23 protein-coding genes are annotated in these 22984 nt (G+C 72.3%); 3 read left to right on the top strand and 20 right to left on the bottom strand.

What is annotated here, in order from left to right; translation table 11 throughout:
• Nucleotides 1-192 precede the first annotated feature (192 nt).
• Nucleotides 193-597: an ATP-binding protein gene (locus tag AB0953_RS09090; RefSeq protein ID WP_366858756.1), complete on the top strand. Its 405-nt coding sequence runs from the start codon at nucleotides 193-195 to the stop codon at nucleotides 595-597.
• Between the two features lie 73 nt (nucleotides 598-670).
• Here the strand turns inward: AB0953_RS09090 and dapC are convergent, their stop codons facing one another.
• Both dapC and fdxA read right to left on the bottom strand, forming a co-directional pair.
• Nucleotides 671-1765: a succinyldiaminopimelate transaminase gene (dapC, locus tag AB0953_RS09085; RefSeq protein WP_366858755.1), complete on the bottom strand. Its 1095-nt coding sequence runs from the start codon at nucleotides 1763-1765 to the stop codon at nucleotides 671-673.
• A 133-nt stretch (nucleotides 1766-1898) separates the two neighbouring features.
• A complete protein-coding gene (gene fdxA, locus AB0953_RS09080; RefSeq protein WP_114054017.1) occupies nucleotides 1899-2225 on the bottom strand; it encodes a ferredoxin in 327 nt (108 codons plus the stop codon).
• A 116-nt stretch (nucleotides 2226-2341) separates the two neighbouring features.
• Here fdxA and AB0953_RS09075 point away from each other — a divergent pair, with 116 nt between their 5' ends.
• Nucleotides 2342-3325, top strand: a complete 984-nt coding sequence (locus tag AB0953_RS09075) for a GNAT family N-acetyltransferase (protein WP_366858754.1) — start codon at nucleotides 2342-2344, stop codon at nucleotides 3323-3325.
• Nucleotides 3322-4113 carry a transglutaminase-like domain-containing protein gene (locus tag AB0953_RS09070; protein WP_366858753.1) on the top strand — a complete coding sequence of 264 codons (792 nt, stop codon included), beginning with the start codon at nucleotides 3322-3324 and terminating at the stop codon, nucleotides 4111-4113. Before AB0953_RS09075 ends, AB0953_RS09070 begins: the two co-directional genes overlap by 4 nt.
• Nucleotides 4114-4166: 53 nt before the next feature.
• On the opposite strand, the gene AB0953_RS09065 is transcribed toward AB0953_RS09070, so the two are convergent.
• The 18 genes from AB0953_RS09065 to AB0953_RS08980 all read right to left on the bottom strand — a co-directional run bounded on the left by AB0953_RS09065 (nucleotide 4167) and on the right by AB0953_RS08980 (nucleotide 22975).
• Nucleotides 4167-4787 carry a response regulator transcription factor gene (locus tag AB0953_RS09065; protein WP_366858752.1) on the bottom strand — a complete coding sequence of 207 codons (621 nt, stop codon included), beginning with the start codon at nucleotides 4785-4787 and terminating at the stop codon, nucleotides 4167-4169.
• Nucleotides 4784-5938, bottom strand: a complete 1155-nt coding sequence (locus AB0953_RS09060) for a sensor histidine kinase (RefSeq protein ID WP_366858938.1) — start codon at nucleotides 5936-5938, stop codon at nucleotides 4784-4786. The genes AB0953_RS09065 and AB0953_RS09060 overlap by 4 nt, the downstream gene beginning before the upstream one ends.
• A gap of 10 nt (nucleotides 5939-5948) precedes the next feature.
• Nucleotides 5949-6689, bottom strand: coding sequence for an ABC transporter permease (locus AB0953_RS09055; RefSeq protein ID WP_366858751.1), 741 nt, complete (start codon nucleotides 6687-6689; stop codon nucleotides 5949-5951).
• Nucleotides 6686-7645 carry an ABC transporter ATP-binding protein gene (locus tag AB0953_RS09050; protein WP_366858750.1) on the bottom strand — a complete coding sequence of 320 codons (960 nt, stop codon included), beginning with the start codon at nucleotides 7643-7645 and terminating at the stop codon, nucleotides 6686-6688. The genes AB0953_RS09055 and AB0953_RS09050 overlap by 4 nt, the downstream gene beginning before the upstream one ends.
• A gap of 172 nt (nucleotides 7646-7817) precedes the next feature.
• On the bottom strand, nucleotides 7818-9710 hold the full coding sequence (locus tag AB0953_RS09045; protein ID WP_366858749.1) for a hypothetical protein: 1893 nt from the start codon (nucleotides 9708-9710) through the stop codon (nucleotides 7818-7820).
• A gap of 344 nt (nucleotides 9711-10054) precedes the next feature.
• The gene (locus AB0953_RS09040; protein WP_366858748.1) at nucleotides 10055-10438 is read right to left on the bottom strand and encodes a DUF6113 family protein; all 384 of its coding nucleotides are present in this window, start codon (nucleotides 10436-10438) and stop codon (nucleotides 10055-10057) included.
• Nucleotides 10435-11331, bottom strand: coding sequence for an N-acetyl-1-D-myo-inositol-2-amino-2-deoxy-alpha-D-glucopyranoside deacetylase (gene mshB / locus AB0953_RS09035; protein WP_366858747.1), 897 nt, complete (start codon nucleotides 11329-11331; stop codon nucleotides 10435-10437). The genes AB0953_RS09040 and mshB overlap by 4 nt, the downstream gene beginning before the upstream one ends.
• A gap of 31 nt (nucleotides 11332-11362) precedes the next feature.
• Complete coding sequence (locus AB0953_RS09030; protein ID WP_030153401.1) at nucleotides 11363-11557, bottom strand: hypothetical protein; 195 nt, start codon at nucleotides 11555-11557, stop codon at nucleotides 11363-11365.
• 534 nt (nucleotides 11558-12091) lie between these two features.
• Nucleotides 12092-13165, bottom strand: a complete 1074-nt coding sequence (locus tag AB0953_RS09025) for a dipeptide ABC transporter ATP-binding protein (RefSeq protein ID WP_366858746.1) — start codon at nucleotides 13163-13165, stop codon at nucleotides 12092-12094.
• Entirely contained in the window at nucleotides 13158-14132 is a 975-nt protein-coding gene (locus tag AB0953_RS09020; protein WP_366858745.1) for an ABC transporter ATP-binding protein, read from the bottom strand. Before AB0953_RS09020 ends, AB0953_RS09025 begins: the two co-directional genes overlap by 8 nt.
• An 11-nt stretch (nucleotides 14133-14143) precedes the next feature.
• Nucleotides 14144-15148, bottom strand: coding sequence for an ABC transporter permease (locus AB0953_RS09015; RefSeq protein ID WP_366858744.1), 1005 nt, complete (start codon nucleotides 15146-15148; stop codon nucleotides 14144-14146).
• Nucleotides 15141-16064, bottom strand: a complete 924-nt coding sequence (locus AB0953_RS09010) for an ABC transporter permease (RefSeq protein ID WP_366858743.1) — start codon at nucleotides 16062-16064, stop codon at nucleotides 15141-15143. Before AB0953_RS09010 ends, AB0953_RS09015 begins: the two co-directional genes overlap by 8 nt.
• Before the next feature lie 27 nt (nucleotides 16065-16091).
• The gene (locus tag AB0953_RS09005; protein WP_366858742.1) at nucleotides 16092-17720 is read right to left on the bottom strand and encodes an ABC transporter substrate-binding protein; all 1629 of its coding nucleotides are present in this window, start codon (nucleotides 17718-17720) and stop codon (nucleotides 16092-16094) included.
• A gap of 106 nt (nucleotides 17721-17826) precedes the next feature.
• Nucleotides 17827-18819 carry a GNAT family N-acetyltransferase gene (locus tag AB0953_RS09000; RefSeq protein WP_366858741.1) on the bottom strand — a complete coding sequence of 331 codons (993 nt, stop codon included), beginning with the start codon at nucleotides 18817-18819 and terminating at the stop codon, nucleotides 17827-17829.
• 145 nt (nucleotides 18820-18964) lie between these two features.
• On the bottom strand, nucleotides 18965-20017 hold the full coding sequence (locus tag AB0953_RS08995) for a dipeptide ABC transporter ATP-binding protein (protein WP_366858740.1): 1053 nt from the start codon (nucleotides 20015-20017) through the stop codon (nucleotides 18965-18967).
• The gene (locus tag AB0953_RS08990; protein ID WP_366858739.1) at nucleotides 20010-21065 is read right to left on the bottom strand and encodes an ABC transporter ATP-binding protein; all 1056 of its coding nucleotides are present in this window, start codon (nucleotides 21063-21065) and stop codon (nucleotides 20010-20012) included. The genes AB0953_RS08995 and AB0953_RS08990 overlap by 8 nt, the downstream gene beginning before the upstream one ends.
• A 13-nt stretch (nucleotides 21066-21078) precedes the next feature.
• Nucleotides 21079-22035, bottom strand: coding sequence for an ABC transporter permease (locus AB0953_RS08985; protein WP_366858738.1), 957 nt, complete (start codon nucleotides 22033-22035; stop codon nucleotides 21079-21081).
• The gene (locus AB0953_RS08980) at nucleotides 22028-22975 is read right to left on the bottom strand and encodes an ABC transporter permease (protein WP_366858737.1); all 948 of its coding nucleotides are present in this window, start codon (nucleotides 22973-22975) and stop codon (nucleotides 22028-22030) included. The genes AB0953_RS08985 and AB0953_RS08980 overlap by 8 nt, the downstream gene beginning before the upstream one ends.
• Between the last annotated feature and the right edge of the window lie 9 nt (nucleotides 22976-22984).

The raw sequence follows: 22984 nt of genomic DNA, 5'->3' as shown, positions 1-22984 counted from the left end.
CGGGGGTGATCGCCGGGGCGGGGCGCGGGGCACCTGTGGGTACGGAAGGCCTGGTGGGGGCGGGTTCCCGGCGCTTTTCCGGGAAGCCGATAAAACGATGCGTTACCGATCCTTTACCCATCGGCTCCGCAACCCGCCCCGCCCCGCGAGCGGTTGTACGGGCGTACTCAGCCGCTACCGCTTAGGAGCATCATGTCCCTCCCCCTGACCCGCCGGATCGCCCGTACCGCGCTGCTGCTCGCAGCCGGGGCAGCTCCCGTGGTCGGTGCGGCCGGCGCCGCCAGCGCCGCGGGCCTGGAGTCCGTGCCGCAGCTGGGCGCGCTCACCGGCTCGGACGCCACGGCCGCCGCCGGCGACACGGTCGGCGCCGGCGAGGCCGCCGCCCACACGGCCACCGACACCGCCGCCCACGCCCTGCCGGGCGCCCCCGGCCAGGTCACCGACACCACGGGCGCCCTGCTCGGCGGGCTGCCGGCCGCCAAGGGGCTGCCGGGCGGCGACGTGGCCGGCGCGGTGCCGGCCGGCGAGCTGACCGGCGCGGTGCCCACGCAGAACCTGCCGCTGAACACCCTGCCGCTGAACGGTCTGGGCGGCTGATCGCAGGCGAAGGCGCACCAGAGGGGCCGGGAGTCGCTCCCGGCCCCTCTCGCGTGTCGTCCGCCGGCCGGTGTCAGGCGAGCCGCTTGACGGCCGCCGCCACCCGCTCGTCCGTCGCCGTGAACGCCACGCGGACGTGCCGGGCCCCCGCCTCGCCGTAGAAGTCGCCGGGCGCCACCAGGATCCCGAGCTCGGCCAGGTGCGCCACGGTGTCCCAGCAGGGCTCGTCGCGGGTCACCCACAGGTAGAGGCTGGCCTCGCTGTGCTCGATCCGGAAGCCGTGCGCCTCGAGCGCCGTGCGCAGCGCCTCGCGCCGGGCCGCGTAGCGCGCGCGCTGCTCCTCCACGTGCGCGTCGTCGCCGAGCGCCGCAACGGTGGCCGCCTGTACGGGAGCCGGGGTCATCATGCCGCCGTGCTTGCGGATCTCCAGCAGTTCGCCGAGGACGTCCGCGTCGCCGGCGATGAAGGCGGCCCGGTAGCCCGCCAGGTTGGAGCGCTTGGACAGGGAGTGGACGGCCACGAGGCCCTCGTACGAGCCGCCGCACACGTCGTCGTGGAGGACGGAGACGGGCTCGGCCTCCCAGCCCAGCTCCAGGTAGCACTCGTCGCTGAACACCAGGATCCCGTGCTCGCGCGCCCAGGCGACGATGCGGACCAGCTCGTCCTTGGGGATGACCTTCCCGGTCGGGTTCGAGGGGGAGTTGAGCCACAGCAGCTTCAGGCCGGCCGGGTCGAGCTCGGTCGGGTCGTCGTAGACCACGGCCTCGGCCCCGCACAGCCGTGCGCCGACCTCGTACGTGGGGTAGGCGAGCCGCGGGTAGGCGACCTTGTCCCCGGCGCCCAGGCCCAGCTGGGTCGGCAGCCAGGCCACCAGCTCCTTGGAGCCGACGACCGGCAGGACGTTGCGGTGCCCGGCGGCGCTCGCGCCGAGCCGGCCGCGCAGCCAGCCGGTGATCGCGTCGCGCAGGGCGGGGGTGCCCCAGACGGTGGGGTAGCCCGGGGAGTCGGCGGCCGCGACCAGGGCGTCCCGGATCAGCTGCGGCACCGGGTCCACGGGCGTGCCGACGGACAGGTCGACGATGCCGTCGGGGTGCGCCGCGGCCGTCGTCTTGTACGGCTCCAGCTTGTCCCAGGGAAAGACGGGAAGACGTGCGGATACTGCGGCCACGGTGCTCTCTGCTCTCTCGTGCGTGCCTGGAACTGCGGAACTGCGGGAACGGCCTGGGGCCGCAAACGACTCGGTCCCGCGCGGCCCGGGGGCCGAACGGGACCGAGGTGCGCGTGCCGGGGCGGCAGGGCCGTCAGTGGCCTTCGCCCATGGGCGGCAGCGCGGCGATGAAGGGGTGGTCGCGCTCGATCAGACCCAGCTTCGAGGCACCACCGGGCGAACCGAGCTCGTCGAAGAACTCGACGTTCGCCTTGTAGTACTCCTTCCACTCCTCCGGGGTGTCGTCCTCGTAGAAGATGGCCTCGACCGGGCAGACCGGCTCACAGGCGCCGCAGTCGACGCATTCGTCCGGGTGGATGTACAAGGACCGCTGGCCCTCGTAGATGCAGTCGACGGGGCACTCTTCGATGCATGCCTTGTCCTTGACGTCGACACAAGGCTCCGCGATGACGTAGGTCACGCTCTGTTCCTCCTCGGTAGGGCTGTCCATATCGCGCGGGAGCGCGGCGTCGTCGATGCCCACGCCTAGTATCTCCGTTCCCGGGCACGATCCGAACAGGAGGGGCGGACAGAGCTGTGGAAATCACTGCCGGTGGGCTGCTGGAGATCCGTATCACCCCGGCTGACGTGGGTAAACGAGTCTCTGTACGACGGGTGGAAAGCGGGGCCGGCGGTTCGCCCGCCTTCACGGACACGGTAGGGGTTCTCACATCCTGGGACCAGGGTGTGCTGACGATCACACGGAAGAACGGCGAGTCCGTCCGCATCGCGGAATCGGCGCTGGTGGCGGGCAAGGTGGTGCCCCCCGCTCCGGCCCGGCGGCGCGGGCCCGCGGCCTCCTTCGAGGAGCTCGCGCGCGTGGCGGCGCGGTCCTGGCAGCCGCTGGAGAGCGAGCCGCTCGGCGAGTGGACGCTGCGGGCCGCCCGCGGCTTCACCCGGCGGGCCAACTCGGTCCTGCCGCTCGGCGAGCCGGGGCTCCCGCTGGACGAAGCACTCGCGCGGGTGACGTCCTGGTACGCGGAACGAGGGCTTCCGGCGTACGTGCAGGCCGCGACCGGGGCCGCCGGCACCCAGGAGCTGCTGTGCGCGGAGCTGGAGCGGCGCGGGTGGGCGCGGCAGGTGTCGGCGGAGGTCCGCACCGCGGCACTGGCGCCGATCGCCGACACCATCGCGGACACCGCGCACGTCCGGCTCGCCCGGACCCCCGACGAGGAGTGGCTCGGCCGCTACGGGAAGGTCGAGGATCCGGACGTGGCCCGGCAGGTGCTGGTCGCCGGACCGTCGGTGTGGTTCGCGACGCTGCCCGGCCGGGCCATCGGCCGGCTGGTGGTCGACGGCCGGTGGGCGGGGTTCGCGGCCGTCGAGGTCGATCCCGAGCACCGGCGCGGGGGCCTGGCCACGGCGGTGATGGCGGCGCTGGCCCGGCAGGCGCTCGACGAGGGGGCCTCGGCGGCCTGGCTGCAGGTCGAGACGGACAACGGGGCCGCGCGCGGGCTGTACGACGGGCTGGGCTTCGCGACGCACCACGCGTACCACCACTACCGGGCGGCGGCCCGGTGAGCTCGCGGATCCGGGAGCAGTTCGCGCAGGAGGCCCGCTCCGAGCGGCCCGACCTGTCGGTGCTGTGCCTGCTGCTGGCCGCCGAGGCGGATCCGGACCTGGACGAACGGGCCATGGACTGGGCGCAGATCGAGCTGGACCGGCTCGCCGGCATGCTGCCGTACGGGCTGCGCGGGGCCCGGGCCTGGGCGTCGGCGGTGACCGAGCTGCTCGGCGGGCGGCTCGGCTTCCACGGCACGCCCGCCGACTACGACCGGCTGTCGTCCTCGCTGCTGCACGAGGTGCTGCGCAGGCGCCGGGGGCTGCCGATCCTGCTGTCGGTGGTGTGGCTGGAGGTTGCGCGGCGCGCGGGGGCGCCGGTGTACGGGCTCGGGCTGCCGGGGCACTTCGTGGTGGGCTTCGGGGACCCGGAGGAGGGCGTCGTCGTCGACCCGTTCGCGGGCGGGGCCGCGCTGGGGACCGGGCCGGCCGAACTGGCGTCCGGGCCGCGGACGCCCGCCCGCACGCTGGACATCGTGCTGCGGATCCTGAACAACATCCGGGCGTGGGCCGCGGCCCGTCCGGAGCAGTCCGGGGTCGCCCTGTGGGCCCTGGAGCTCTCGCTCCTCCTGCCGTCCCACCCGGCTTCGCTGCGGTACGAGCGTGCTCGCCTCCTCGTGGAGCGGGGGTCCTTCCGGGAGGGGGCCTCGGAGCTGGACGCGTACGCGGAGGTGGTCGCGGCGTTCGATGCCGACGCCGCCGCCCGCATCCGCGCCGAGGCCGCCGCCGCCCGAGCCCTGCTCAACTGACCGGCCCGCCCCGTACGGGCCCCGCTGCGCGGAGCCCCAGGGGGCGGGCTGGGCTACAGCCAGCCCTTTTCGCGGGCTGCGCGGACCGCTTCGGCCCGGTTGCGGGCGGCCATCTTCTGGATGGCCGTCGAGAGGTAGTTGCGCACCGTCCCCTGGGAGAGGTGGAGCGCGGCCGCCAGCTCGGCGTTGGTCGCCCCGTTCTCCGCGGCCCGCAGCACCTCCCGCTCCCGGTCGGTCAGCGGGTTCGCCCCCTCGGCCAGCGCCGCCGCCGCCAGCGTGGGATCGATCACCCGCTCCCCCGCCATCACCTTGCGCACCGCCTCCGCCAGCTGCGCGGCCGGCGCGTCCTTGACCAGGAACGCCGAGGCCCCGGCCTCCATCGCCCCCCGCAGGTATCCGGGCCGGCCGAAGGTGGTCAGCACGACGATCTGCAGCCGCGGCAGCGCCTCGCGCAGGGCGGCGGCCGCCTCGATGCCGGTCATGCCGGGCATCTCGATGTCCAGCAGGGCGACGTTCACGTCGTGCGCACGGGCGGCGGCCACCACCTCGTCGCCGCGCGCCACCTGGGCCACCACCTCGATGTCGGGCTCCAGGCCGAGCAGCGCCGCGAGGGCCTCGCGGACCATGGACTGGTCCTCGGCGAGGAGGATCCGGATGGGGCGTGCGGGGGTCATGCCCCTGATCCTAGGGGGATGCGGGCGAGCAGCCGGAAGCCCCTCTTGCCCGCCGGACCGGCCGACAGGCTGCCGCCGACGGCCTCCAGACGCTCCGTCAGGCCCGACAGCCCGTTGCCCGGCACGGCCTGCCCGCCCGCGCCGTCGTCCGCGACCGACAGCTCCACCATCTCCCCGGCCAGGGTCTGGCGCCGTTCCAGGCTGACCGTGCAGCGCTTGGCCCCGCTGTGGCGGACCACATTGGTCACCGCCTCGCGCAGCGACCAGGCCAGGGCCGCCTCCACCTCCTCCGGAAGGCCGTCGACCGCCTCGGCCGGAAGGTCCGCCGCCACCCCGGCCGCGGTCAGCGCGGTCCGCGCACCGGCGAGTTCGCCGGGCAGGGTGGCCCGCCGGTAGCCGCTCACGGCCTCCCGTACGTCGACCAGGGCCTGGCGGCTGACCCGCTCGATGTCGGCGACCTGCTGGGCGGCCTGCTCGGGGTGGCCCGGCAGCATCCGGCCCGCGAGCTCGCTCTTGAGCGTGATCAGGGACAGCGAGTGCCCCAGCAGGTCGTGCAGGTCGCGGGCCATCCGCAACCGCTCCTCGTTGGCCGCGAGCTGCGCCACCGTGGCGCGCGCCTGGCGGAGTTCGATCGTGGTCCGGATCAACTCGCGGACCCCGACCATCGCGAACCCGCCCATCAGGGCCGGGATCATGAGCGAGGCCAGGTAGCCGTCCCAGCCGGGCAGCGCCGGGGCCACCACCATCATCAGCGCGGTCGCGGCCGGAACCGACCAGCGGGACATCTCCCCCGGCAGGGCGGCGCCGGAGGAGATGGAGACGTAGACGAAGAGCACCAGCCACTCGCGCCCCAGGGCCAGCGACAGCACCGTGGCCAGGGTGGTGAGCACGGTGAGGGAGATCAGGACGCGGCGTACCGGCAGCTGTCGTTCCGGGTGGAAGACCAGCACCAGGTAGGAGGCGACGAAGGCCAGCAGGCCGAGGCCCCCGAGCAGCCGGGCCGTGCTGCCGTGGCCGCCGTGGACCAGGTCGGCGACGGGGGCGCTGAGGTAGAAGAGCCAGATCGCGATCCAGAGGCTCTTCACCACTTTGTGCACGGTGGTCTCGGGTCCGCGGCCGATGCGGCTCGCGCCGTCGGCCTCCTGGGTCAGCGCCACGGGTTCATGCCTTCAGTGAGTCCTTGCGGTACAGCCAGGCGGCCGCACCGGTGAACAGTACGAAGTAGACGGCGAGGATCGCCACGTCCTTCAGGTGCGGCGCACCGCCGAGCTCGATGGCCTGGCCGAGGCCGGCGTACGCACGGGTGGGCAGCCACTCGCAGATGTCCCGCAGCCACTGCGGGAAGTTGGCGGTGGGCATCCACAGGCCGCCGAGGATGGACAGCCCGAAGTAGACGAGCATCGACAGGGGGCGGACGTTGTCCGCGGTGGCCAGGTAGCCGATGGCCACGCCGAGGGCGGCGAAGACCAGGCTGCCGGCCCAGATGGAGCCGGTCAGGGCCAGCCACTGCCAGGCCTCGAAGCGGACGCCCTTGACGGCCGCGGCGACCGCGAACACGGTGACGATCGAGGGCAGGGACAGCACGCCGGCGCTGGCGGTCTTGCCGAGCACGTACCCGCGCCCGGGCAGGGCGGTCAGGCGCAGCTGGCGCACCCAGCCCTTCTCGCGTTCCTTGGCGATGCGCTCGCTGTTGCCCATCAGGACGGCGGTCAGCGCGCCGAAGGAGGCCATGGCGACCATGTAGAAGGCGGGCATGGTCAGTTCGGTGCCCAGGACCTTCGTGGTGCCGTCCAGGGTGCCGCCGAGCATCAGAAACAGGGCGGCCGGGTAGAGGACCGTGAAGAACAGGTACTTCTTGTTGCGCAGGGCGCGGGTGATCTCGAGCTTGATGAGCTGGTTCATGATGCGGCGGCCTCCTCGGCCTCGGTGAGGGCGATGAAGGCCTGTTCCAGGCCCAGTCCGGCGACTTCCAGGTTCCGGGGGTAGAGGCCGAGCGCGTAGACGGCGTGGACCGTGGCGTCGGCGTCGCTCGACTGGAGCCTGATCGTCCCGCCGTGCCGCTCGTACGCGGTCAGGTGCGGCAGGGCGCGCAGCGCGGCCTCGTCCACGGGGGCGTCCGGGGCCAGGTCGAAGGCGATCCGGCGGGCGCCGGCCTTGGCCTTGATCTCGGCGGCGGTGCCGTCGGCGAGGAGGCGGCCCTTGTTCAGGACCAGGACGCGGTCGGCGATCGCGTCGGCCTCCTCCAGGTAGTGGGTGGCGAACAGGACGGTGCGGCCCTGTGCGGCCTGCTCGCGCATGGTGGCCCAGAAGGCCTGGCGGGAGGTGACGTCCATGCCGGTGGTGGGCTCGTCGAGGACGATCAGGTCGCTGCGGCCGGCGGTGGCGAGGGCGAAGCGGACGCGCTGCTCCTGGCCGCCGGAGAGCTTGTTGACCATGCGGTCGGCGATCTCGGTGACGCCGGCGCGGCTGAGGACCTCGTCCACCGGGTGGGGGCGGGGGTGCAGGGCGCAGCCGAGGGCGACGATCTCGCGGACGGTGACCTCCTCCATCAGACCGCCGCTCTGGAGCATCGCGCCGACGCGGCCGGCGGCGACGGCCTCGCGCGGGCCGGTGCCGAAGAGCCGGACGGTGCCGGAGTCGGCGGGGCGCAGGCCGAGGAGGAGGTCGAGGGTGGAGGACTTGCCGGCGCCGTTGGGGCCGAGCAGTGCGACGGTCTCGCCCGGGTGGAGCTCGAGGGAGAGGCCGTCGACCGCGCGGACCGCGCCGTAGCTCTTGGTCACGTTGCGGAAGCTCACCACGGGGCCGGCACCGGGTCCGGTGTCCTGCGCGGCGGCGGTGTGCGCCGAGGTCGTCGTCATGCCCCAAGGTTCGCCCGTACGGGTGGGCGTGCGGCAGTGTCTGCCGTCGTGAGCGGCGGATGACAGATGTCATGCGCGCGGTGTGACAGGCCGCCCGAACAGCGCGGGAGCCCCCGTCCCGGGCGGGGACGGGGGCTCCCGTGCTGCGTGCAGGTGCCTCGGGCGCGGGCCGTCAGCTGGGGTTGGTGTCGATCGTGGCGGTGCGCTCGGCGGCGGTCTTGCCGCGCAGGGCCTTGCCGAGGGCGCCGGCGACGTCCTGCGGGGTGACCGGGGTCTTCTCGCCCGTGCCGCGGGTGATCAGGACTCCGTCGAAGCTGTTGCCGTACGTGGCCTTGAGCGCCTCCAGGTCGTACTTCTCGACCAGGTGGCCGTCGACGGCCTGCATGCTGAGGATCTTCGGCAGGGACTTCGGGCCGAAGGGCAGGGACTTGGTGCCCGCCTTGACGGTGGCGACGCCGGACATGGCGGGCTCGGCGAACTCCTTCATGGCCCGGTCCAGTTCCGCCTGGGTGATCGCCGGCTCCTTGGTGGTGACCGGCAGGTCGACCGGGGCCGCCTTGCCGGTGGCGACCATGGTGCGGAAGGCCTTGGTGACCAGGTCGGCGGAGGCGCCCGCGTCGAGGGTGGTGCCGGCCTTGCCGGGGACGGCGACGGCCTTGCCGGTGTCGAACTTGATGGTCCCCTCGGTGGCGGTGCCCGCGGTGCCGGCGAGCTCCTGGAGGGCGACGTGGAGCTTCTCCTCGTCGACGGGGATCACCGGGTCGGCGACGCGCTCCTGGCCGAGGAGCGAGCCGATGACGGTGACGGGGTTGTAGTCGCTGCCCGCGGCGTTGCGGACGGTGGTCTGGGCGTCGAGGGACAGGCCGGCCTTCTCGGGCTTGAGCTCGACCTGCTTGCCGCCGACGGTCAGCTGCAGCGGGGCGGCGGCCCGGCTGCCGAAGGCCGTCTGGATCTTGGCGACGGCCTCGTCGCGGCTGCCGCTGATGTCGACGCCGAGGACGGTGGTGCCCTTGGGGACGTCGGAGTGGTTCAGCAGCAGCCCGGCGCCGTAGGCCACGCCGACCAGGGCGATGACGCCGCCGCCGACCAGGACCAGCTTGGAACGGGCCTTGGCGACCTTGGTGGGCTTGGGGGCGGCCTTGGCGGAGGCCGGCTTGGGGGCGCGCGGGCCGGGGGCCGGGGGCGCGGGGGCCGGGGTGGGCCGCGGCTCGTCCAGCTCGGGGCCGGGCCAGCGGGGCTCGTCGGCGCGCGGGGCGTCGACGGGGAAGGTGCCGAGGGCGGGGCCGCCGGTCGGGCCGGTGGGGCCTGCCGGGGCGTCGAAGGCGGGGAACGCCTCGGTGGCGGGGCCGCCGTCGGGGTCGCCCGGGAAGGCGGGGAAGCCCTGGGTCGCGCCGACGCCGGGGCCGCCGAGCGGGCCCGCGGGGCCGGGGCCGGTCCCGCCGGGGCCCATGCCCATGCCGGGGCCGGGGCCCGTGCCGGGGCCGCCGGGGGCGGGGGGCATCGGGGCCGGGGGCGTGGCGGAGCGGCCCGGGCCGTCGAAGCCGGGGCCGGCGGGGGCGCCGGGGCGCGGGCCCGCGGGGGCCGGGGCGGGGCCGCCCGGGGCGAATCCGGCCGCGGCGGCGCCGCCGCGGGCACCCGGGCCGCCGGGCGGCGCGGGGGTGCGGACCGGCAGCGGGCCGGGAGCCGGGGCGGACGGCGTACGGGTGGGCAGCGCGGGCGCGGGGCCGGCGGCGGCCTGGGGGCGGCTCGGCAGGGCCGGGGCCTGGGCCGGGGCCTGGGAGCGCGGCGCGGACGCGGCGGGTGCGGGCTTGCGCGGGGCGAACCAGTTGTTGGCCGGCGCGGGCTCTTCCGGTTCGGCCGGCTCCGCGGGCGCGGGGGACGCGGCGGGCGCGGCGGCCGCTTCGGCCTGCTCCGGCTCGGCCTCCGCCTCGGCGGCGGCGACCGGCTTGCGTACGACCACCGGCGGGATCGGCCGCGAACCCGGGATGTTGATCCGGATGCGGGTCGTCAGGGTGGTCTCGGTCTTCGGCCCGTCGGTGTCGGGCGTGGACGGGTTCGAGGTCACAGAGTTCTCCTCCGAGGCAGTCGCTGCCGGGTCCGTGGACGGGTACTGGCCGGTTCCGTACGGCGGCGTACCCGAGGGGTAGGCGGCTCCGCCGCGCCCCTGGGGCCCGGAGGACGAACGGTCGGTTTCACGACTCAAGGCAGGTTCTCCCGGTTGGCTCCACCGCCCGTCGTACCGTGCGCGGGCAGCTCGGCGGCCCGACCACCATACTGGCCGAGGCCCGCGGGCAACTGACCTAGGGGAATCAATGATTCCCCTTCGCCTTTCCCGCACCCCCCGCGCAGGCCGTGCGCCCTGCGGCCCAACCCCCCGCAGCGCACACCGAGGCCGAGTTCAACGGCCTGTCAGCGGCCGGGCGGAGCGGCCGAAACCGGCCGGTCGTACGGCAGGCGGAGCGTGGCACAGATCACAGCCACCACGGCCCCGCCCAAAAGGTAGGCGTACGTGGCGATTCCGGACGAACCGAGCAGGAAGTCGCCCTCGGGGCGCGGGACCCCGAGCATCACGTACACCAGGAACCAGCCGATCACGCCGACACCCGTGCCGAGTCCGGTCCCGACGGCGATCCGGCCGCCGAGGAACAGCCCGAACAGGGCCAGCAGTGCCAGCACCAGGCCGCCGGGGAACCACAGGTCCACGACCAGCCAGCCGGCCAGACCGGTCAGCACGCCGACGGCCAACAGGCCGAGCAGGGCGGCGATCCGGCCCGGGGTCAGGGGCCGGCTCATGCGCTCACCCCGGCGAACAGGTCCTGCTCGCGCTCGCCGGCCGGGGCGCCGGGGCGGCCGTGGACGAGCTCGTAGTACTCGCGGGCGAACAGCGGCTGGGCGAGGTCGTTGGAGAGCGCGAAGAAGGGGAAGTCCACGGCGATCTGCGTCGCGTGGGCCCGCATCGCGGCCGCCTTGGCCGCCACGAGGGCCTCGTCGGCGCCGATCTCGGCGGTGACGCGGTCGTCGGCGACGACCCCGGGCACGTCCTGTGGCGAAGCGACCCCCGGGAACGGCGTCTTGGTCCCGGCGTCGCGCAGCCGGGCGAAGCCCTCCTCGACCACCGAGCGCGGCACGCGGTTCCAGTAGACCTTCGCGATCTCGTGGGGGTCGCCGAGGTCGCGGCGGTACGCGGGCTCCGCGGCGAGTTCGGCGGCGCGCATGGCGACCCGGTGGGCCTGGATGTGGTCGGGGTGCCCGTACCCGCCGTCGGGGTCGTAGGTGACGAGGACCTGGGGCCGCAGCTCCCGGATCACCTCGACGAGGTGGGCGGCGGCCTCGTCCACGTCGGCCGACCAGAAGGAGCCGGGCCGGCGGTTCTGCTCCACGCCCATCATCCCGGAGTCGCGGAAGCGGCCCGGGCCGCCGAGGAACCGGTGGTCGCTGACGCCCAGTTCCGCCATCGCCGCGGCGAGCTCGCCCATGCGGTGGGGGCCGAGCGCGTCGTCGCGGTCGGCCGCCAGGTGGGCGAGCTCGGCCGGGATGACCTCCCCCTCCTCGCCGAGGGTGCAGGTCACCAGCGCGACGTGCGCCCCCTCGGCCGCGTACTTGGCCATGGTGACGCCGTTGTTGATGGACTCGTCGTCCGGGTGCGCGTGCACCAGGAGCAGACGACGGGCGGGAAGACCGTTCATGGCCCAAGCCTACGATCAAGCGGCGTGCGGGCTACAGCTTGAGGCCACTGATCATGCTGGCCACGTTCGTCGTGAGCTGGCTGAGGGTCGGCGCGATGGTCGAACTGGCCAGGTAGAACCCGAGGAGCACACAGACGGCGGCGTGTCCCGCCTTCAGGCCCGACCGGCGGACCAGCAGGAAGACGACGATCGCCAGCAGCACCACGGCCGAGATCGAGAGTGCCACGGCGTTTCACCTCCACGTCGAGCGGACATCGGTACGCGTACTCGTACTCAGTGCTCGGCGGAGTCATACCCACCGTGCGCTACGGATCATAACTATCCGTACCAGCGCATCGATCGAAATTCGGCAGCATGAGGGGCGCACGCCGCGCATGCACAGGGTCACGGGGGTGGCCGGCCGGGGAGCCGGTGCGCCTCCCCGGCCGGCCGTCTGCGCCCGCACGGCCGCACGCCCTCAGGCTGCCCGGTCCGCATCTCGGGACAGAAACGGTCAAGTTGCCGCTTTGTGAACCGGGTTGGGGTGACAGTGGCCACCACGCCGCGAAATCGCCGCGGTGGCCGAAAAACGCCGTCGCCGCACGGCTGCCGCGGCCGCGTCGCACCGAATCCGTCAGGACCCGCGCCCGCGTCCGGCCCGGCCGGCCCGCCCGGCGCCTCGGCGGCACGCTACCCCGTCTGCCCGCCTGCGGCGGCGCCAACCCTTCGCCCGCGCGCCCCCAACTGCCGCCGGGCGCCGGGCGGTGCGCCTCTGCGCGGCTCACACCGACGGGTGCAGGGGCCCCGGTGGCGCGGGCGGCGGAGGGAGCTCCCCGGTGGGCGGGACCACCTGCTTCTCCGCGGCGAAGTGGCAGGCCGACGGGTGGGCGGCCGGGCCCGAGGGGAAGACGCCCGGGACCGCCAGCGGCGGCACCTCGGCGGCGCACTTGTCCTGCGCCTTCCAGCAGCGGGTACGGAAGGGGCAGCCGGACGGCGGGTTCGCCGGCGAGGGGACGTCACCGGTCAGGATGATCCGCTCGCGGTGGGTGCGCGCATCGGGGTCCGGCACCGGCACCGCCGACAGCAGGGCCTGGGTGTACGGGTGGGTGGGGTGGTCGTAGATCTGGGCGTCGGTGCCGATCTCCACGATCCGGCCCAGGTACATCACCCCGACCCGGTCCGAGATGTGCCGGACGATCGACAGGTCGTGCGCGATGAACACGTAGGACAGGTCGAACTCGTCCTGCAGGCGCTCCAGCAGGTTGACCACCTGCGCCTGCACCGATACGTCGAGCGCGGAGACCGGCTCGTCCGCGACGATGACCTCCGGGCGCAGGGCGAGGCCGCGGGCGATGCCGATGCGCTGGCGCTGGCCGCCGGAGAACTGGTGCGGGTAGCGGTTGACGTACTCCGGGTTCAGCCCGACCACGTCCAGGAGCTCCTGGACCCTGCGCCGCCGGTCGCCCTTCGGGGCGGCCTCCGGGTGGATCTCGTACGGCTCGCCGATGATGTCGCCGACCGTCATGCGCGGGTTCAGCGAGGTGTACGGGTCCTGGAACACCATCTGGATGTTGCGCCGCACGGCCTTCAGGGCCCGCCCGGACAGCCTCGTGATGTCCTCGCCCTTGTACGAGATCGCCCCCCTGGTCGGGCGCTCCAGGTTGACCAGCATCCTGGCCACCGTGGACTTGCCGCAGCCCGACTCCCCGACGATGCCCAGGGTTTCGCCCCGGGCGAGGTCGAAGGAGACCCCGTCGACGGCCTTGACCGCGCCGACCTGCTTCCTGAAGAGGATGCCCTGGGTGAGCGGGTAGTGCTTGACCAGGTCGCGGACCTCCAGGATGGGCTCAGCCACGGAGGCACTCCTTCCAGAAGAAGCACGCGCTCCTGCGGCCCTCGGCGACGTGGGCCAGCGGCGGCACGTCGGTGCGGCAGACCGCCTGCGCCATCGGGCAGCGCGGATTGAAGGCGCAGCCGGGCGGGATGGCCAGCAGGCTCGGTGGGAGGCCCTTGATCGCGTAGAGCTCCTGGCCCTTCTGGTCCAGGCGCGGGATCGAGTCGAGCAGGCCGCGGGTGTACGGGTGGGCGGGCGCCCGGTAGAGGTCGTGGACCGGGGCGGTCTCGACGATCCGGCCCGCGTACATCACCGCGATCCTGTCGGCGACGTCGGCGACGACGCCCAGGTCGTGGGTGATCAGGATCAGGCCCATGTTCAGCTCGCGCCTCAGCTCCGCCAGCAGGTCCATCACCTGGGCCTGCACGGTGACGTCGAGCGCGGTGGTCGGCTCGTCCGCGATGATCAGCGAGGGCTCCAGGGCCAGCGCCATCGCGATCATGATGCGCTGGCGCATGCCGCCGGAGAACTGGTGGGGGTAGTCCCCCACCCGCTGCCGGGCCGCCGGGATCCTCACCCGGTCCATCAGCTCGACCGCCCTGGTCCGGGCGTCCTTGCGGGACATCCCGCGGTGCACCTCGTACATCTCCCCCAGCTGCGCGCCCACGCTGAGCACCGGGTTCAGCGAGGACAGTGCGTCCTGGAAGATCATTGCCATCTCGGCGCCGCGGATCCGGCGCCGCTCCTCCTCCTTCACCCTCAGCAGGTCCTTGCCCTTGAAGAGGATCTCGCCGCCCGCGATCCGGCCCGGGGGCGTGTCGAGGATGCCCATCACGGCCTGGGCGGTCACCGATTTCCCGGATCCCGACTCGCCCAGCACGGCGAGCGTCTCCCCCTCGTCCACCGCGTAGCTCACGCCGTTGACGGCCTTCGCGACGCCGTCGCGGGTGGTGAACTCCACGTGCAGGTCGCGCACTTCGAGCAGCATGGGCAGGCTCCTCAGCGCAGCTTGGGATCGAGGGCGTCGCGCACCGCGTCGCCGAGCATGATGAACGCGAGCACGGTGATGCTCAGGGCGCCCGCCGGCCACAGGAGCATGTGCGGGGCGTTGCGGATCTGCGGGGCCGCGTTGGAGATGTCGATGCCCCAGGAGACGGTGGGCGGGCGCAGTCCCACGCCGAGGTACGACAGGGTGGCCTCCAGGGCGATGTACGTGCCGAGCGCGATGGTGGCGACGACGATGACCGGGGCGACGGCGTTGGGCGCCACGTGCCGCAGCAGCATCCGGGCGTTTCCGGCGCCCAGCGCCCGGGCCGCCTGGACGTAGTCGTTGTGCTTGGCGGTGATCACCGATCCGCGGGCGATGCGGGCGACCTGCGGCCAGCCCAGCAGCACGATGAAGCCGACCACCGGCCAGACGGTGGTGCCGGTGACGACGGACAGGAAGACCAGGCCGCCGAGGACCACGGGGATGCCGAAGAAGATGTCGGCGACCCGCGAGAGCAGGGCGTCGCCCCAGCCGCCGAAGAAGCCGGCGAGGCCGCCGAGGAAGGAGCCGAGCAGCGCTGCGCCGAGGGTGGCGCAGATGCCGACGGTGATCGAGGCCCGGGCCCCGTACACGGTGCGGGTGTACACGTCGCAGCCCTGGGTGTCGTAGCCGAAGGGGTGCCCGGGCGACGAGCCCTCCTGCGATTTGGACAGGTCGCAGTGGAGCGGGTCGCCGCTCGCGATGAGCTGGGGCCAGATCGCGATGACGACGAGGAAGAGGATCAGCAGCGCGGAGACGACGAAGACGGGGTTGCGGCGCAGCTGGTGCCAGGCGTCGGACCACAGGGAGCGGGGCTTGTGGGCCGGCCCGGTCCCGCCCGGTCCGTCGTTGCCGAGCGGCTTCTCCAGGCTCTCGGCCTCCTCCAACGCCAGGTCCATGGGTCCGCCCTGTCCGGTGGGTGCGATGGCCTCGTCCTCGCCCGGGTTGAGCGGGTCGTACGGCTCGGGCTCAGGCATAGCGGATCCTCGGGTCCAGGACCGCGTACAGCAGGTCGACCAGCAGGTTCGCCAGCAGGAAGACGATGACGAGGATGGTCACGAAGCCCACGACCGTGGGCGAGTTGTTGCGCAGGATGCCCTGGTAGAGCAGGAAGCCGACGCCGTGGATGTTGAAGATCCGCTCGGTGATGATGGCGCCGCCCATCAGGGCGCCGATGTCGGTGCCGATGAAGGTGACGACGGGGATCAGCGAGTTGCGCAGCAGGTGGCGGGTGATGACCCGGTGGCGCGGCAGCCCCTTGGCCGTCGCGGTGCGCACGTAGTCGGCCTTGACGTTCTCGGCGATGGAGGTGCGCGAGAGGCGGGTGACGTACGCGAGGGAGACGAGCGCCAGGACGATGCCGGGCAGGATCAGCTCGTTGAAGGGGGCGTCCGGGGAGACCGAGGGGCGCACCCAGCGCAACTGGACGCCGAACAGGTACTGGAGCAGGTAGCCCGTCACGAAGGTCGGCACCGAGATGACGATCAGGGTGAGCACCAGCACGCCGGAGTCGACGGCCTTGCCGCGGCGCAGGCCGCTGACCACGCCGAGGGTGATGCCGACGACGATCTCGATGACGATGGCGACGCAGGTCAGCCGCAGGGTGACGGCGAAGGCACCGGCCATCAGCTCGGTGACTTCCTGGCCGTTGAAGGCCCTGCCGAAGTCCCCCTGGAAGATCTGCCCCATGTAGTGGAGGTACTGCTGCCACAGGGGGCGGTCGAGGTAGAGGTCCTTGCGGATGCGCGCGGCGGTGGCCGGGTCGGGCGCCTTGTCGCCGAAGAGGGCGGCGACGGGGTCGCCGAGCGCGTACACCATGAAGAAGATCAGGAAGGTGCTGCCGATGAACACCGGGATCATCTGCAGCAGCCGCCGGATCACGTAACGTCCCACACAGGGCTCCAGGGTGTCGGTGGCGGATCAGCTGACCTTGATCTCGTTGTAGACGGGCACGCTGAACTGGTTGAGCGCCACGTTCGAGAGGCGTTCGGCGTAGCCCGCGCTGCCGTTCTGGTACCAGAGCGGGATGGCCGGCATCTGCTCGGCGAGGATCTTCTCGGCGTCCTGGAACTTGGCGATGGCCTTGGCGGGGTCGCTCTCCTGGTTGGCCTCGTCGACGAGCTTGTCGAAGCCCGGGTCGCTGAACTTGCCGTAGTTGGAGGAGGCTCCGGTGAAGTACAGCGGCTGCAGGAAGTTCTGGATGAGCGGGTAGTCGGCCTGCCAGCCGGAGCGGAACGGGCCGGTCAGCTTGTAGGAGCTCTGCTGGTTGCGGAAGTCGGCGAAGGTGCCGACCGGGTTGACCGTGCAGACCGGGCCCTGGCCGAGGGCGTTGTTGATGCTGTTGCAGACCGCGTCCATCCAGTCGCGGTGCGATCCGGTGTCCACGTTGGAGGTCAGGGTGACCCTGCCGCCGGGCAGGCCGCCGCCCTCCTGGATCAGCTTCTTCGCCTCCACGGGGTCGAAGGTGCAGGCGCTGCCGCACAGCGTGGGGCTGTAGCCGCCCTTCTCGCCGAGGGCCGGGGAGGTCCAGTCCTTGGCGGGGGTGCGGGTCCCGCGGAAGATCTGCCGGGTGATCTCGTCGCGGTTGACCGCCATCGAGATGCCGCGGCGGACCTTCTCCATGCCCTCCTTGTTCCACTGGGGCTGGTACAGCGGGAAGGTGAGGGTCTGGATGATGAGGGCCGGCTGGTTGATGTACCGGTCGCCGAGGTCGTTCTTGACGTTCTTCAGCTGCTGCGCGGGGACGTCGTCGACGAGGTCGAGGTTGCCGGAGATCAGGTCGGTGTAGGCGGTGTTGTTGTCGGTGTAGACCTTCAGGTCGACGCCGCCGTTCTGCGCCTTGTCGGCGCCCGGGTAGCCGTCCCAGGCGCGCAGCTTCATGCCGGTGCCCTTGGTGTAGGAGTCCACCGTGTACGGGCCGTTGCCGACCGGCTTGTCCAGCCAGCCGGAGTGGTCGGTGAAGAAGGCCTTGGGCAGCGGGGAGAAGGCCTGGTAGCCGAGGGTGTCGGGCCAGGTGGAGAACTTCTTGTCGAGGGCCACCGTGAAGGTCTTGTCGTCCTTGACGACCAGGCCGGACATGGTCTTGGCCGTGGGCTCCCCGGAGGCCGGGTGGAGGTCCGCGTAGCCCTTGATGTCGGCGAAGAACGGTGCGTTGTTCTGCTTGTTGCGCACGTCCGCGGCGTAGTTCCAGGCGTCCACGAAGGAATGGGCCGTCACCGGCTCGCCGTTGCTGAACGTCCAGCCGTCCTTGAGGGTGATCGTGAAGTTCTGGCTGTCACTCGTCTCGATCTTCGCGGCGAGCATGTCCGTGGCCGCGCCGGTCTTCGGGTCGTAGCGCTTGAGCCCGCGGAAGAGCATGTCCAGCACCTTGCCGCCCTGCACCTCGTTGGTGTTGGCCGGCTCCAGCGGGTTCTGCGGGTCACCCCACGAGGAGCTGACGATTCCCGCGCCTCCGCCGCCGCCACTGTCGCCTCCGCCGCCGCAGGCCGTCGCCGCGAGGGCGACGGCCACCGCACAAGCGGCCCACCGGGCGTGAGTGGCTCCGCGCATGGAGTGCCTCCTTGTGACTCCCACGATTCACGTGGGGCCAATGTCACCCCCCGGGGGAGCCGGTGCACTCCTGGTTGCCCCGAATGCACCCGTGCGCGCGGCGCTGTCACCCCTGGGGGTGCAAAGCCAGCTCCCAGGTGTCGACGGCGTAGTGCAGGCGCATGCCGTGCGCCTCGTACAGCTTCAGCGCGCCCGTCTCGTTGCGGACGTCGACGCCGAGGCCGACGGTGTCGCGGCCGCGTGCCGCATGGGCGGCGAAGCCGTGGCGCAGGAGGTGGCCGCCGATGCCGCGGCCGCGCAGCTCCTGCCGTACGCCGAGGTGGCTGACCCAGGCCATGCTGGTGCGGTCGTCGCGGGTGAGCAGGACGCCCGCGTCGCCGTGGCCGGGCAGGCTCGCGATCCACACGAGGGACCAGTCCAGGGCGTGTGCGTCGAGGTGGTCCAGCCAGGCCTCGTACGTGCGCTCGACGTGGCCGTGGTGGGCGGCGAAGGTCTCCTCCACCAGGGCGTGGGCCCGGCGCCGGTCGGCCTCGCCGCCGGCGCAGTCGCGCAGGACCAGTCCTTCCGGCGCGGCCGGCGGCAGGCCGGCGGCCGGGGACGTGTGGGCGGCCGGCGGGAGGTCGGCGGCCGGCGGGAGGGCGGCGGCCGGGGACAGGGAGCGGGTCATCACCTGGTAGCGGCGCACGCTGCGGTAGCCGCGCCCGGTCAGCAGGGACAGGTCGAGGGTGGGCTCGGCGTTGAGCCGGAGCCGCAGCCGGCCCGCGGGCGCCCCGGCGGCCATCGTGCGGGCCCGGGCCTCCATCCTCGCCAGCAGGGCGAGCGCGGCCCGGTCGTGGCCGGGCAGCACGTAGTGGTCGCCGTCGATCCGGCCCGGCCCGGAGTCGGTCCACACCAGGCCGTACGCGACGAGCCGGCCGCCCTCGAAGGCGAGCCAGGAGTCGGTGGCGAGGTCGACGCCGGTGTGGTGGAGGTCGGCCTCGACCGCGGCCAGGTCGGTCTCGGGTCTGCCGATCTCGATCACGTCGACGGCGTTGAGCAGGGCGCAGATGTCGGACGCGTCCGAGGGGCCGGCCGGCCGGACGGTCATCACGTCGGTCATCCGGCCACTGTCCGCCCGCCCGCCCGGCGCCCGCAACTGCCTTTCGGCGCACCGTTCTTCCGCGGCCGGTGGCCCGGTGTGCGCCAGGGCGCCCGCCGCCGGAGGGATCCGGCGGCGGGCGCCCTGGGGATGCGTACGCGGGGGGTCAGACGGCCAGGACGGCCCGCTCCTCCGCGAAGTGGCACGCCGACTCGTGCGCCGCGAGGGTGTTCTGGCCCTGGTAGCGCTCCGGGATCGCCAGCACGGGCTGCTCGGTGGCGCACTTGTCCTGCGCCTTCCAGCAACGGGTGCGGAAGCGGCAGCCCGACGGCGGGTTGGCCGGCGAGGGGACGTCACCGGTCAGGATGATCCGCTCGCGGCCCTCGCGGGCGTCGGGGTCCGGCACCGGCACGGCCGACAGCAGGGCCTGGGTGTACGGGTGGGTCGGGTGGTCGTAGATCTCGGCGTCGGTGCCGATCTCGGCCATCTTGCCCAGGTACATCACGCCGACGCGGTCGGAGATGTGGCGGACGATCGACAGGTCGTGCGCGATGAAGACGTAGCTCAGGTCGTACTCGTCCTGGAGCTTCTCCATCAGGTTGACGACCTGCGCCTGCACCGACACGTCGAGCGCGGAGACCGGCTCGTCGCAGATGATGATCTCCGGGTTGAGCGCGAGGCCGCGGGCGATGCCGATGCGCTGGCGCTGGCCGCCGGAGAACTGGTGCGGGTAGCGGTTGATGTACTCCGGGTTCAGGCCCACGACGTCCAGGAGCTCCTGGACCTTGCGGCGCCGGTCGCCCTTCGGGGCCACCTCGGGGTGGATCTCGAAGGGCTCCCCGATGATGTCGCCGACCGTCATGCGCGGGTTCAGCGAGGTGTACGGGTCCTGGAACACCATCTGGATGTTGCGGCGGACCTCCTTGAGGGCCTTGCCGGACAGTTTGGTGATGTCCGTGCCCTTGTAGAAGATCTCGCCCGCGGTGGCCTTCTCCAGGTTCATCAGGAGCTTGGCGACGGTGGACTTGCCGCAGCCTGACTCGCCGACGATGCCGAGGGTCTCGCCCCGGTAGAGGTCGAAGGAGACGCCGTCGACGGCCTTGACCGCCCCGACCTGCTTCTTGAACAGGATGCCCTGGGTCAGCGGGAAGTGCTTGACCAGGTTGCGGACCTGGAGGATCGGCTCGCGCTCGGTGGTGTTCTTGCTGAGCTCAGCCATGGAGCTGCTCCTTCCAGAAGTGGCACGCGCTGCCGCGGCCGGGCAGCTCGGTGCCGTCCTGCTCGGTCACCCGGTGCAGGGCCGGCACCTCGGTGCGGCAGACGTCCTGCGCCTTGGGGCAGCGCGGGTTGAAGGCGCAGCCCGAGGGGATGTTCAGCAGGTTGGGCGGCAGGCCCTTGATCGCGTAGAGCTCCTGGCCCTTCTGGTCCAGGCGCGGGATCGAGTCCAGCAGGCCGCGGGTGTACGGGTGGGCCGGACGCTTGTAGATCTCGTGGACCGGGGCGGTCTCGACGATCCGGCCGCCGTACATGACGGCGATCTTGTCCGCGACGTCGGCGACGACGCCGAGGTCGTGGGTGATGAGGATCAGGCCCATGTTCATCTCGCGCTGGAGCTCCGCGAGCAGGTCCATGACCTGGGCCTGGACCGTCACGTCGAGGGCCGTGGTCGGCTCGTCGGCGATGATCAGGTCCGGCTCCAGGGCCATCGCCATGGCGATCATGATGCGCTGGCGCATACCGCCGGAGAACTGGTGGGGGTAGTCGCCCACGCGCGCCTTGGCGGCGGGGATCTTCACCCGGTCCATCAGCTCGACGGCCTTGGCCAGGGAGTCCTTCTTCGACATCCCGCGGTGCACGCGGAACATCTCGCCGAGCTGGGCGCCGACGGTGTGCACCGGGTTCAGCGAGGACAGGGCGTCCTGGAAGATCATCGCGATCTTGGAGCCGCGGATCTTGCGGTACTCCTCGGCCGGGAGCTTCAGCAGGTCGGTGCCCCGGAAGAGGATCTCACCGGAGGGGATCTTGCCGGGCGGCATGTCGAGGATGCCCATGATGGCCTGCGCCGTCACGGACTTGCCCGAGCCGGACTCGCCGAGGACGGCGAGGGTCTCGCCGGCGTTCACCGAGTACGACACGCCGTTGACGGCCTTGGCGACGCCGTCGCGGGTGTGGAACTCGACGTGCAGGTCGCGCACTTCGAGAAGCGGGGTGGCCTCCGGCGCCGATCGGGGCGCGGGGACGTTCGAGGTCTGGTCGATGATGGTCAACGTACGCCCTTCCTCAGCGCAGCTTCGGGTCGAGGGCGTCGCGCACCGCGTCGCCGACCATGATGAACGCGAGCACGGTGATGCTCAGCGCGATCGACGGGAACAGCAGCACGTGCGGTGCCTGGAGCCAGCGGACGGAGGCGTCGCTGACCATCAGGCCCCAGGAGATCTGCGGGGGCTGGACGCCGATGCCGAGGTACGACAGGGCCGCCTCTGCGGAGATGTACACGCCCAGGCTGATCGCGCCGACCACGATGACGGGGGCGACGGCGTTCGGCAGGATGTGACGGATCGTGATGCGCATGGTGCCGGCGCCGAGGGCGCGGGCGGCGACCACGTAGTCGTTGTTCTTGTTCTGCAGGACCGAGGACCGCATGATGCGGAAGATCTGCGGCCAGCCGAGGATCGCGAGCACCAGCGAGACGGTCCAGGCGTTGCCCGGCAGGGCCGACATGATCAGCATGCCGCCGAGCAGGAGCGGGATGGCGAAGAAGATCTCGGTGAAGCGGGACAGGATGCTGTCCACGATGCCGCCGACCCAGCCGGCGATCAGGCCGAGCGCACCGCCGACGACCAGCACGAGCGTGGTCGTGACGATGCCGACGATCACCGAGTTGCGGGCGGCCCACACCGTGCGGGTGTAGACGTCGCAGCCCTGGATGTCGTAGCCGAACCAGTGGGCGGAGCTCGGGGTCTTGAGCGAGTCCTCCAGCTTGCAGGCGCCCGCCTCGAACGGGCTGCCGTCGGTGAACAGCTGCGGCACGGCGGCGACGATCAGCAGGAACACCACGAGCACGGCGCCGATGATGAAGATCGGGTTGCGGCGCAGGTCCTGGAGGGCGTCGGACCAGAGGCTGGCCGCCCGCTCCTTCTTCTCCGGGGCCTGGGCCGCCTCGGTCCCGGCGGACGTGGCGCCGGCGGTCTGGGTGTCGGTCGTCATCGAGTCCTCCACCGTCTTCGTGTCACGCATAGCGGATCCTCGGGTCGAGCACGGCGTACAGCAGGTCCACCAGGAGGTTGGCGACGAGGTAGATGAGGACCAGGAGGGTCACACCACCGACGACGACGGCACCCTGCTTCAGGTACACGGACTGGGCGAGCAGGCCGCCGAGGCCGTGGATGTTGAAGATGCGCTCGGTGATGACCGCACCGCCCATGAGCGCGCCGAGGTCGGCGCCGAGGAAGGTGACGATCGGGATCAGCGCGTTGCGCAGCGCGTGGTTGACCACGACGCGGCGGCGGGGCAGACCCTTGGCCGTGGCGGTGCGCACGTAGTCGGCGCGCATGGTCTCCATCAGGCTGGTGCGGGTCAGTCGGGCCACGTACGCGAGCGAGGTGGAGGCGAGGACCCAGGCCGGGAGGAGGTAGGCCTGGAGCCCGTCGTTCTCGTTGAACGAGACGGAGAAGATCTCGATGCCCCAGCTGTTCTTGAGCTGCACGCCCAGGGTGAGCTGGAGGACGAAGCCGGTGACGAAGACCGGGATCGAGATGACCATCAGCGTGGAGATCAGGACCAGCTGGTCCAGGAACTTCCCCCGGCGCAGGGCGGCCATGATGCCCGCCAGGACGCCGACGACGGCCTCGATCACGAAGGAGAAGATGGCGAGGTTCACCGTGTACGGGAACGCATCACCGATCATGTCGATGACCTTGCGCCCGGTGAGGGTCTCACCGAGGTCGCCCTGGAACACCCCGCTGATGTAGTTCCAGTACTGCAGCAGGAACGGGTCGTCCAGGTGGTACTTCTCGCGCAGCATGGCGGCGACGAGCGGGTCTGCCTTCTTCTCGCCTGCGAGGAGCTGGATCGGGTCGGCTCCGGGCATGGCGAAGGTCAGCAGGTAGATCAGGAACGTGGCACCGATCAGGACAGGGATCGCCTGTATGAGTCGGCGGATGAGGTAGCGGCCCATCAGACCTCC

The organism is Streptomyces sp. NPDC046866 (assembly GCF_040704625.1).
Taxonomy (GTDB): domain Bacteria; phylum Actinomycetota; class Actinomycetes; order Streptomycetales; family Streptomycetaceae; genus Streptomyces.
Note: the sequence above shows the minus strand (reverse complement) of the source record. Positions and strands in the feature narration are given on the sequence as shown.